This is a genomic window from Nitratireductor basaltis (assembly GCF_000733725.1).
GTDB lineage: Bacteria > Pseudomonadota > Alphaproteobacteria > Rhizobiales > Rhizobiaceae > Chelativorans > Chelativorans basaltis.
In genome coordinates this window covers 322764-333765 of sequence record NZ_JMQM01000002.1, presented here as the reverse complement: position 1 = coordinate 333765, position 11002 = coordinate 322764, and the positions used below count along the sequence as shown (strand labels likewise).

9 protein-coding genes are annotated in these 11002 nt (G+C 60.8%); 5 read left to right on the top strand and 4 right to left on the bottom strand.

Annotated features, from left to right (window positions below; all coding sequences use genetic code 11):
• Positions 1-31: 31 nt before the first annotated feature.
• Together EL18_RS13990 and acnA are read right to left on the bottom strand one after the other, a co-directional pair.
• Entirely contained in the window at positions 32-784 is a 753-nt protein-coding gene (locus EL18_RS13990; protein WP_081871247.1) for a DUF1223 domain-containing protein, read from the bottom strand.
• Between the two features lie 161 nt (positions 785-945).
• The gene (gene acnA, locus EL18_RS13985) at positions 946-3642 is read right to left on the bottom strand and encodes an aconitate hydratase AcnA (protein ID WP_036485576.1); all 2697 of its coding nucleotides are present in this window, start codon (positions 3640-3642) and stop codon (positions 946-948) included.
• 281 nt (positions 3643-3923) lie between these two features.
• Between acnA and ccmA the strand changes: the two genes are divergently transcribed.
• The 5 genes from ccmA to EL18_RS13955 all read left to right on the top strand — a co-directional run bounded on the left by ccmA (position 3924) and on the right by EL18_RS13955 (position 6992).
• Positions 3924-4529, top strand: a complete 606-nt coding sequence (gene ccmA / locus EL18_RS13980) for a heme ABC exporter ATP-binding protein CcmA (RefSeq protein ID WP_036486407.1) — start codon at positions 3924-3926, stop codon at positions 4527-4529.
• A gap of 199 nt (positions 4530-4728) precedes the next feature.
• Positions 4729-5394, top strand: a complete 666-nt coding sequence (ccmB, locus tag EL18_RS13970; RefSeq protein ID WP_036485575.1) for a heme exporter protein CcmB — start codon at positions 4729-4731, stop codon at positions 5392-5394.
• A 79-nt stretch (positions 5395-5473) separates the two neighbouring features.
• Entirely contained in the window at positions 5474-6238 is a 765-nt protein-coding gene (locus EL18_RS13965) for a heme ABC transporter permease (RefSeq protein WP_036485574.1), read from the top strand.
• A complete protein-coding gene (gene ccmD / locus EL18_RS13960) occupies positions 6235-6402 on the top strand; it encodes a heme exporter protein CcmD (RefSeq protein WP_036485559.1) in 168 nt (55 codons plus the stop codon). The genes EL18_RS13965 and ccmD overlap by 4 nt, the downstream gene beginning before the upstream one ends.
• On the top strand, positions 6399-6992 hold the full coding sequence (locus EL18_RS13955; protein ID WP_036485557.1) for a DsbE family thiol:disulfide interchange protein: 594 nt from the start codon (positions 6399-6401) through the stop codon (positions 6990-6992). The genes ccmD and EL18_RS13955 overlap by 4 nt, the downstream gene beginning before the upstream one ends.
• 453 nt (positions 6993-7445) lie before the next feature.
• On the opposite strand, the gene typA is transcribed toward EL18_RS13955, so the two are convergent.
• Positions 7446-9269, bottom strand: coding sequence for a translational GTPase TypA (typA, locus tag EL18_RS13950; protein WP_036485555.1), 1824 nt, complete (start codon positions 9267-9269; stop codon positions 7446-7448).
• A gap of 96 nt (positions 9270-9365) precedes the next feature.
• Positions 9366-10931 (bottom strand): alkaline phosphatase D family protein, encoded by a 1566-nt coding sequence (locus EL18_RS13945; protein WP_036485551.1) that lies wholly within the window; start codon positions 10929-10931, stop codon positions 9366-9368.
• Positions 10932-11002: the final 71 nt, after the last annotated feature.

Below are 11002 nucleotides of genomic sequence, written 5' to 3'. Positions count from 1 at the left end.
GACCATGCAGAACGAATTCGCGGATCCGCGCCTAGAGACGGGTGCGGGCTGCTCCCAGGATCGGACCGGGATGGCCGTCACCGTCGACCTGTTGAACCAAAACAACACATTCCTGGGCAACCGAATTGCCGACTTCATCGAGCGGCAACTCCAGCCGCATTTCAGCGCCTTTCCACATGCCGATGATGCGGTGATCACGCACGATGTTGCGATAAAGTATCGTTGCGCCGGAATTCTCGCCCGCCTCTATGCTCACCTCGCGTTGAGGCTCCACCGAAAGAAGCAGGATTTCCGTGCGGCCAGCCGGAACGGCCCCGGAAGCGCCTATGTGAAGCTGCAGCACATTGTCGTGCACCGCGAGATCGACTTCTACCGGCAAGGGTGTCCTGCTCTCTTCATGGAGCGCTCTGGCGATGGCTGCGCTGTCAGAACCCACAAGCGCCGTCTTGCCGTTGAGGATAAGCTGCGGCGTGTAGACGGTTCCGTCCGATCCCGCGCTGTATTCCCGTTGCCGCCTGCTGTTCTCCGGCGAGGCAAGCGCATCCTTCCAGCCCAGATAATCCCAGTAATCCACATGGTAGGACAGCGTCAGAAAATCCGGGTTTTCGGACAGATCGTTCAGCAAGGCATCAGCAGGGGGGCAGGAGCTGCAGCCTTGGCTGGTGAACAGCTCCATGACGGCCAGAGGCCGTTCCTGGGCGTGAATTAAGGAGGTTGGAAGCAGCACGGACGGCATGAGTGCGGTCAGGAAGCCAAACGTTAGTGTCCCTTTTCCAAAGCTCATGCCGCGTTTGTCTCCTGATGGTCCGATAGTGAGAGGAACAGTTCTACCGGTCTGTGCTGCTCCTTTGGAAGTCACTTTGCGGTGAGAAAGTCTTCAACGAAAAACGCCGCGCTCCCCGGTTGGGAGCGCGGCGCAGGATCGGCTTGTCCTGGTGAGCTGGCTTACGCGGCCAGATCGCGCAGCACGTACTGGAGGATGCCGCCATTGCGGAAATACTCCAGCTCGTCCAGCGTATCGATGCGGCACAGGATCGGCACGGTTTTCTCCGAACCATCCGCATAGGCGATCTTGGCATTGAGCGTTGCGCGCGGCTTCAGGTCTTCCAGACCTTCTATCGTCACCTGCTCGTCACCCTTCAGGCCTAGCGTCTGCCAGTCGACACCGTCTTCGGCGAAGACAAACGGGATAACGCCCATTCCGACCAGGTTGGACCGGTGGATGCGTTCGTAGCTGACCGCGATGACCGCACGGACACCAAGCAGATTGGTGCCCTTGGCCGCCCAGTCACGGGAGGAGCCATTGCCGTATTCGCCACCGGCGATGACGACGAGCGGCACGCCTTCCTGCTTGTAGCGCATGGCCGCATCATAGATCGACATCTCTTCCTTGGAAGGATAGTGGATCGTATAGCCGCCCTGCTGGCCGTTCTCGCCCAGCATGAAGTTGCGGATGCGGATATTGGCGAAGGTGCCGCGCATCATCACTTCGTGGTTGCCGCGGCGCGTGCCGTACTGGTTGAAGTCCACGATTTCCACGCCATTGTCCATCAGATACTTGCCCGCAGGCGACTGCGCCTTGATGGAGCCGGCAGGAGAGATGTGGTCGGTAGTGATCTTGTCGCCGAAGAGGCCGAGCACGCGTGCGCCCTTGATGTCGGAAACCTGGGCGACATCCTTGCCCATGCCGGCGAAATAGGGCGGGTTCTGCACATAGGTCGACTTGTCGTCCCAAGCATAGGTCTCGCCTTCGGGAACCTGCACGGCCTGCCAGTTCTCGTCACCCTCGAAGACCTCGGCATATTTCTGCTCGAAGAGTTCACGGGTAACGTGCTTCTGGATGAATTCCTGGATCTCCTGATTGGAGGGCCAGATATCCTTCAGATAGACGTCATTGCCTTGCTTGTCCTGACCGATCGGCTCCTTGGTGAGGTCCTTCGTGACCGAACCGGCAAGTGCATAGGCAACGACCAGCGGCGGCGACGCCAGATAGTTGGCCTGAACGTCAGGCGAGATGCGGCCTTCGAAGTTGCGGTTGCCCGACAGAACGCCGGCAGCGATCAGGTCCTTGTCATTGATCGTCTTGGAGACAGGTGCCGGCAGCGGACCGGAATTGCCGATACAGGTCGTGCAGCCAAAGCCGACAAGGTTGAAACCGATCTGGTCGAGCTCTTTCTGCAGGCCCGACTTTTCCAGATATTCGGCAACCACCTGCGAGCCGGGTGCCAGCGAGGTCTTGACCCAGGGCTTCTGCTTCAGGCCAAGGCGGTTGGCGTTGCGAGCCAGAAGGCCGGCACCGATGAGAACGCTCGGATTGGAGGTGTTGGTGCAGGAGGTGATTGCGGCGATGGCAACGTCGCCATGGCCCAGATCATAGTCCTCGCCTTCAACCTGCCAGCGCTTCTCCAGCGTAGACGGGTCCTTCTTGTATTCCTTCTCGAGCGAGGAGGCGAAGCCGGAGGCGATCTTCTCGAGCGGGATGCGGCCTTCGGGGCGCTTCGGTCCTGCCATGGACGGCACGACATCGCCGAGATCAAGCTCAAGCGTGTCGGTGAAGACCGGATCGGGCGAACCCGTCTCGCGGAACATGCCCTGCTGCTTCGAATAGGCTTCGACCAGCGCCACGCGATCCTTGTCGCGACCGGAAATGTTGAGATAGCTCAGCGTCTCCGAATCCACGGGGAAGAAGCCGCAGGTCGCGCCGTATTCGGGAGCCATGTTGCCGATGGTCGCAGCATCGGCGAGCGTCATGTGGTCGAGACCGTCACCGAAGAACTCGACGAACTTGCCGACCACGCCCTTCTGGCGAAGCATCTGCACGACGGTGAGCACGAGGTCGGTTGCCGTCACGCCTTCTTTCATCTTGCCCGTCAGCTTGAAGCCGATGACTTCCGGCAGCAGCATGGAAACCGGCTGGCCAAGCATGGCAGCCTCTGCCTCGATGCCACCAACACCCCAGCCAAGAACGCCAAGACCGTTGATCATGGTCGTGTGGGAATCGGTGCCCACGCAGGTATCGGGGAATGCGACCTCTGCACCATCCTCTTCCTTGGTCCAGACGGTCTGGCCGAGATATTCGAGATTGACCTGGTGACAGATGCCGGTGCCGGGCGGCACGACGCGGAAATTCTTGAACGCCTTCTGTCCCCATTTCAGGAAGCGGTAGCGCTCGCCATTGCGCTGGTATTCAAGCTCAACATTGCGCGCGAAAGCATTTGGATTGCCGAATTCATCGACGATGACCGAATGGTCGATGACCAGATCGACAGGCACCAGCGGGTTGATCTTCTGCGGATCGCCGCCAAGATTGGCCATGGCATCGCGCATGGCGGCCAGATCGACCACGGCAGGGACGCCGGTGAAGTCCTGCATCAGGACACGTGCCGGGCGATAGGCGATCTCGTGGCCGGCCGTGCCGCGGTCCTCGATCCAGTTCTTCACCGCTTCGATATCGGCCTTCTTGACCGTGCGGCCGTCTTCGTTGCGCAGCAGGTTCTCAAGCAGCACCTTCATTGAGAAGGGTAGCTTGGAGACGCCGTCGAGGCCGTTCTTTTCGGCCTCTTTGAGGTCGAAATAAACATATTCCTTGTCACCCACCTTCAGGGTGCGGCGGCAATTGAAACTGTCGAGTGATTTGGTCACGAGCGATCCTTTACAGTCTGTTCATCCGAAACGGGAACGGACTCCTCAAGGCATCACGCGCAAAAGGTGCGGGTACGGTCATTTCCGCTGTCCGCCCCCAAGCGTCCCGGCCGTTCAAGGCGGCGCGCGCGCGGGTATCGGCACAAAGAGTTACACGCCGACCGCTGGCGTGGTTGCCCGGGATATAAAGAATTTCGTAGAAGAGTTCTAGACTGCCATTGCGCATTTTCGCCTCAAACTCTCAAATCATGGAATCCGCCTTGTCCGCCGCATCGACCGCCTTGAAGCTTGAAGTGGAGGAATTGGCTGGAGACCGCGGAGATGAACGGGTTTTCAGCGCGGTTGCCTTCACCTTGACCGAGGGTGAAGCCCTGCTGGTCACGGGCCCCAACGGTTCGGGAAAATCGACCTTGCTGCGTGTGCTGGCAGGACTTCTGCCCAAGGCGCAGGGCGTGATTCGACTCGGCGGTGGAGGTGAGGAATGGCCGGACCTGGCAGCCGCCTGCCATTATCTGGGCCACCGCAACGGCCTCAAGGATGCGGCAAGCGTGGAGGAGAATCTCCGGTTCTGGCAAAGCTATTGCGGTCATGAGCACCTGGAACCCTGGGAAGCGCTTGAAATGGTGGGGCTTGGCGATATCGGCCATCTGCCCTTCGCCTATCTCTCAACCGGCCAGCGCCGCCGCGTGGCCATTGCCCGCATGCTGGTCAGCTACCGCCCGGTCTGGCTTCTCGATGAACCCACCGCCGGCCTCGACCGTGCTTCCGAACGCCAGTTCTCCGAACTCATGAAGGCTCATCTGGAAGATGGCGGGATGATTGTCGCCGCGACCCATCTGCCGCTTGGCCTTGATGGCGTACGGGAATTGCGGATGGGAGGAGCTTGATGGTGAGCGCCAAGGCCACCCCCCTCTGTCCTGCCGGACATCTCCCCCTCAAGGGGGGAGATTGGCTGGCTTTTGTGTCCCGTACACTTTTACGAGGTGGTGCGTCTCGGCACCGACTGATCTCCCCCCTTGAGGGGGAGATGCCTGGCAAGGCAGAGGGGGGTGAGCTAGGCACCACGCATCTCCACGAGAGCGCCCCATGCTAGCGCTCTATCTCCGCGAAATCGGCTTAAGCCTTCGCACAGGCTCGGGTGCGCTGACGGGGATTCTCTTTTTCCTCGCCGTTGTGGCCGTGGTTCCCTTTGGCGTCGGCCCCGACCTGAACCTGCTTGCGCGCATCGGACCGGCGATACTCTGGATCGGTGCATTGCTTGCAAGCCTGCTCGGTCTTGACCGTCTGTTCCAGGCTGACCGGGAGGATGGCTCGCTGGATCTGATCCTCATCAATGATCATCGCCATATGCTGGCACTGGCGATCTTCGTGAAATGCCTCGGCCACTGGACTGCAAGCGTGTTGCCGCTGGTGATCGTCTCACCGCTGCTTGGCCTCTTCATGAATATAGAGCCGCTTGGCATCGTCGCCGCCACGCTCACGCTTCTGGTGGGCACCCCGGCCATCACCTTTATCGGTGCAGTTGGTGCGGCCCTGGCCGTGGCGCTTCCGCGCGGGAGCCTCCTCGTCTCGGTGCTCATCCTGCCATTGACCATTCCGGTTCTCATCTTCGGCGTTGCGGCAAGCCGAGGCGCCGTCGCCGATCCCGACCCGTTTCTGCCTCCCTTCCTCATCCTCACCGCGCTGACGCTTTTCTTCGCCGTCATCGGCCCCTTGGCGGCCAGCATGGCGCTGAAGGGCAATTCGGACTGACGCAATTGTGAGACCTTCAGACCACGCGCGACATCGCGGTCGATTGCGAAGGCGTTTCAGGCGGTTTATCTAGGCGGCCATGAACAATGCGCCCGCACAACCTTCCCGCTGGATGGCACTGGCCAACCCCACGCGCTTCATCGCGCTGACCGACCGGCTGGTGCCGTGGCTCGGCACGGCAGCTGCCTTGCTTCTGGCCGTTGGCCTGTGGCTCGCCTTCAACGCGCCTGAAGATTACCAGCAGGGCATCACGGTGCGCATCATGTACATTCATGTGCCCGCCGCATGGCTTGCCATGTTCTGCTACACCGCAATGGCCGCATCTGCCCTTGGCACGCTCGTCTGGAAGCATCCGCTGGCCGATGTGTCCCTGAAGGCGGCGGCCCCGATCGGCGCCACCTTCACAGCCCTGGCGCTTGTCACCGGCTCGGTCTGGGGCAAGCCCATGTGGGGCACGTGGTGGGTCTGGGACGCGCGCCTGACATCCGTTTTTGTCCTGTTCCTGATGTATCTGGGCATCATCGCCCTGACCCGCTCGCTGGACGATCAGGCCAAGGCCGCCAGGGCTGCCGCCATCATGACACTCGTGGGCTTCATCAATATCCCGATCATCAAGTTTTCAGTCGACTGGTGGAACACGCTGCACCAACCAGCCTCCGTGATCAGGCTTGATGGCCCCACGATCCATCCGAGCATGCTCTGGCCTCTCCTCATCTGCGCCGTCGGCTTCACGCTCCTGTTCCTGACGCTGCACCTGATGGCCATGCGCGCGGAAATCTGGCGTCGCCGTTTGATTGCCATGCGCCGCATGTCTGCGCGTCGGGCCGAGGGGCAGGCGCAATGAGCCACGCAGCCTATGTAGCGCTTGCCTATGGCGCAGCGGTCCTGCTCATCGGCGGGCTCGTCGTCTGGATCATCACCGATCAGCGCGCTCGCAAACGCGAGATCGCCGAACTCGAAGCACGCGGTGTTCACCGTCGCGCTCGCAGGAAGGGTGAACAACCATGAGTGAGGCGGAGATCCGCAGACCGCGTCGCTGGCTGATGCTTGTGCCACTTGCAGCCTTTCTCGCACTTTCGGCCATCTTCCTGATGCAGCTGCTATCAGGCCGTGACAACTCCACCGTGCCATCCGCGCTCATCGATAAACCCGTGCCGCAGGTGACGCTCGAACCGCTGGAAGGCATGGAGATGCCCGGCTTCGATCCGCAGGCGTTCAAGGACAAGGTGAGCCTCGTGAATGTCTGGGGCTCCTGGTGCGCGCCCTGCCGGGCGGAACATCCGCTCCTGATGGAACTGGCCAAGGATGACCGCATCGCCATGTTGGGGCTGAACTACAAGGACAAACCCGAAAATGCCCGCCGCTTCCTCGGCGAACTCGGCAACCCTTATGACGCAATCGGCGTGGACAGATCCGGCCGCGCCGCCATCGAATGGGGCGTCTATGGCGTGCCGGAAACATTCCTAATCGGCCCTGACGGGACCATCCGCTACAAACATGTCGGCCCCTTCACCCCCGACAGCATCCGCACCGAGCTGATGCCGCGTGTGGAGGAGGTGCTGGCGGAGTTGGGGCCATCGGGCGCAGATACTGAGTAACTTCGCGCTTGGCTATGATCGTCATCCTATGGCTTGTCCATAGGATCTGCTGTCTGCTCAACTTGCTCAGCACAGGGTCGTTGGCATGCGGCAGATCCTCGGCACAAAGCCGAGGATGACGGCCATTTGATGTGTGCTTGTTCGTGATGCGAACATGCCGCGCCCCTTCGCACCCCCCTCTGTCCTGCCGGACATCTCCCCCTCAAGGGGGGAGACTATTCGCGGTGATGTCGGCGCCATACACTTCTGGGTAAGCGGGGCATCCCTCCTAGCCAATCTTCCCCCCTTGTGGGAGGGGGGGTGTTCTTGGGGCAAACCTCAGCGGCGGCAGCTGAGTCTCTCCAGCCGAACGGAGCGAGAGTCCGGACCTGTTGAGTGGTGCGGCCGGTCTCCGTGGATGGGGATAACGTTACTGGAAGCAAAACGGGGAAGGCATTGCCTTCCCCGGATCAATCATGCTGCTGCGGTTTTGCTTTTCTCGAAACGCTTGCGCTCATGCGGGTCGAGATAGAGTTTGCGCAGGCGGATGTTCTTGGGCGTGACTTCCACCAGTTCGTCGTCCTGGATCCAGGAAAGCGCGCGCTCCAGCGTCATGCGGATCGGCGGGGTAAGCTTGATGGCATCATCCTTGCCGGCGGCGCGAACGTTGGAGAGCTTTTTGCCCTTCAGCACATTCACTTCCAGATCGTTGTCGCGGGAGTGAATGCCGATGATCATGCCCTGATAGACCTTGACGCCGGCATCGATGACCATCGGGCCGCGATCTTCGAGGTTGAAGAGCGCGTAGGCCACGGCCTCGCCATTGTCGTTGGAGATCAGGACGCCATTGTTGCGGCCCGGAAGTTCGCCCTTGAAGGGCTGATATTCGTGGAACAGGCGGTTCATGATCGCCGTGCCGCGCGTATCGGTCAGAAGCTCGGACTGGTAGCCGATCAGACCGCGGGTCGGTGCGTGGAAGACAAGACGCTGACGGTCGCCGCCGGACGGCTTGAGCTCGACCATCTCGGCCTTGCGCTCCGACATTTTCTGCACGACGACACCGGCATGCTCCTCGTCGACGTCGATGACGACTTCTTCGACCGGCTCGAGCAGGTTGCCTGCCTCGTCCTTGTGCATGACGACGCGCGGACGCGAAACGGCGAGTTCGAAGCCTTCGCGGCGCATGGTCTCGATGAGAACGGCAAGCTGAAGCTCGCCACGACCGGAAACGTAGAACGAATCCTTGTCCGGTGCTTCCTCGATCTTCAGCGCCACATTGCCTTCTGCTTCCTTCAGAAGGCGATCACGGATAACGCGGCTCGTCACCTTGTCGCCTTCGGTGCCGGCAAGCGGCGAGTCGTTGACGATGAAGCTCATGGTGACGGTCGGCGGATCGATCGGCTGCGCCTGCATCGGCTCGCTGATCGAAGGATCGCAGAAGGTATCGGCCACGGTGCCCTTGGAAAGACCGGCAATTGCAACGATGTCGCCCGCGCGGCCTTCCTCGATGGGCTGACGCTCAAGCCCGCGGAAGGCGAGGATCTTGGAAACGCGGCCCGTTTCCAGAAGCGTGCCGTCGTGATGAAGAACCTTGACTGCCTGGTTCGGCTTGACCGAACCGGCTGCGATGCGGCCGGTGATGATGCGGCCGAGGAAGTTGTTGGCTTCCAGGATCGTGCCGATCATGCGGAAGGGACCTTCCTCGACGGTCGGCTCGGGCACATGCTTCAGGACCAGATCGAAGAGCGGTCCGAGACCCTCATCCTTTGGACCTTCCGGGCTGTAGTTCATCCAGCCGTCGCGACCCGAACCGTAGAGAATGGGGAAATCGAGCTGTTCGTCGGTGGCATCGAGAGCGGCAAAGAGGTCGAAGACCTCGTTGATGACTTCCTCGTGACGTGCATCCGGACGGTCGATCTTGTTGATCGCAACGATCGGCTTGAGGCCAACCTTCAGCGCCTTGCCGACCACGAATTTCGTCTGCGGCATCGGGCCTTCGGCAGCGTCGACCAGAAGCACGGCACCGTCCACCATGGACAGGATGCGCTCCACCTCGCCGCCGAAATCGGCGTGGCCAGGGGTATCGACGATGTTGATGCGGGTTTCCTTCCACTCCACCGAGGTGGCTTTCGCAAGGATGGTGATGCCGCGCTCTTTCTCAAGATCGTTGGAGTCCATCGCGCGTTCGGCCACGCGCTGGTTCTCGCGGAAAGAGCCCGACTGCTTCATCAGCTCGTCGACAAGGGTGGTTTTTCCATGATCAACGTGTGCGATGATCGCGATATTGCGCAGGTTCATTTTGTCTCTTTGGGGTCAGGCGGGCTGCGATGCAAACAAGCGCGGCCAAGTTACGTTGGCCGCGCTCATACAGGTTTTTTCACCGAAGTGAAAGGGTCAGGCCGATCTGACCGGGTCGAGGGTCACCTTGTAGAGCTCGTTGTCGTCGCGATCCATGAGCCGAACCGTCATCTGTTCGGTGGCAGCTTCGATGTCGACAAGGCCGAAGAACTGGAAGCCGTCCGAGGGCGGAAGATTGACGCCCTGCTCTTCGGACGGTGCCTTCACATATTTCAGTTCCGGGCCAAAAGTGTTGTCGAGCTTGTTCGGACCGAAAGTGCCGGCATGCAGCGGACCGGAGACGAATTCCCAGAATGGCTTGAAGTCCTGGAAGGCGGCCTTGTCCGGATTGTAGTAATGCGCTGCCGTGTAGTGAACATCAGCCGTGAACCAGACCGTGTTCTCGATGCCCGCATTCTTGATGTAGCGCAGAAGATCGGCGATCTCGAATTCGCGGCCTTTCGGGCCTGTATCGTCGCCATTGGCAATGGCTTCGATCCTGTCGCCATCGGGCACGACGAGGCCAATCGGCATGTCGGAGGCGATGACCTTCCAGGTGGCGCGGGAATTGGCGAGTTCACGCTTGAGCCAGCGGATCTGCTCGTCACCCAGGAAGCGCGTTTCCTCGCTCTGCTCTTCCTGCATGCTGTCGGAATTGCCTGCACGATAGGAGCGCATGTCGAGGAAGAAGATGTCGAGCGTGGGCCCATAGGCGATCTTGCGATAGACGCGGCCGGGCTCTGCCGGCGTGAAGCGGATCGGCGTCATCTCGTGGAAGGCACGCGCCGCACGCGCCTGCAGGAGCGCGACATTCTTTTCCGTGTAGCGATCGTCTTCGGAAAGATCCTTGGCAGCCGACCAGTTGTTGACGACCTCATGATCGTCCCACTGGAAGAAGGTCGGGCAGACGGCATTCATCGCGCGCACATGCTCGTCCATCATGTTGTATTTCCACTGCGCGCGGAACTCGCCCAGCGTTTCGGCAACCTTGCGCTTCTCATCGATCAGGACCGTGTTCTTCCACACGCTGTTGTCCTTGAGCGTGACTTCATCCTGCATCGGACCATCGGCATAGATCGTGTCGCCGGAATGGATGAAGAAGTCGGGGCGGTGACCGGCCATGGTGCCGTAGGTCTTCATGCCGGTCTCGTCGATGCCCCAACCCTGACCGGCCGTATCACCCGACCAGGCAAAACGGATGTCGCGGCGTGCCGAAGGTGCGGTCTTGAACTGACCGACGTTCCACTCGGAAGCGGCGTTCGTGTCGGTGAGGTCCACGGCACGCATCCGGTAGAAGATGTCCTGATCCGGCGTGAGATCGGTCAGGAGACGCTTCACGGCGAAATCGCTTTCCGGCAGGGCGTCGAGCGTGGGCAGGCGGCGTGCATTGGAAAAGCTTTCGGTGGTCGCGACCTCGAACTCGACACGGGCGGGACGATCCGTGCGCGTCCAGATCATGCCGGTGGTCATGTCCACGTCACCCGACTGGACGCCATGGGTGAATGCGGGGCGCGAGGCGGCACGGGAAATGGAAGGAAGAGCAAGGCTGGAGGTCGCAACAAGTGCGGCGGCACTGCTTTGCGCCAGGAACTGGCGGCGGGTACGCACTGCGTAATGTTTCATGACAGTCTCCCTCGGTTGAATGAGCAAGCGCGCACTCTGGGGGCAGACTGTTTCAGGAAGTTGATGCTGCC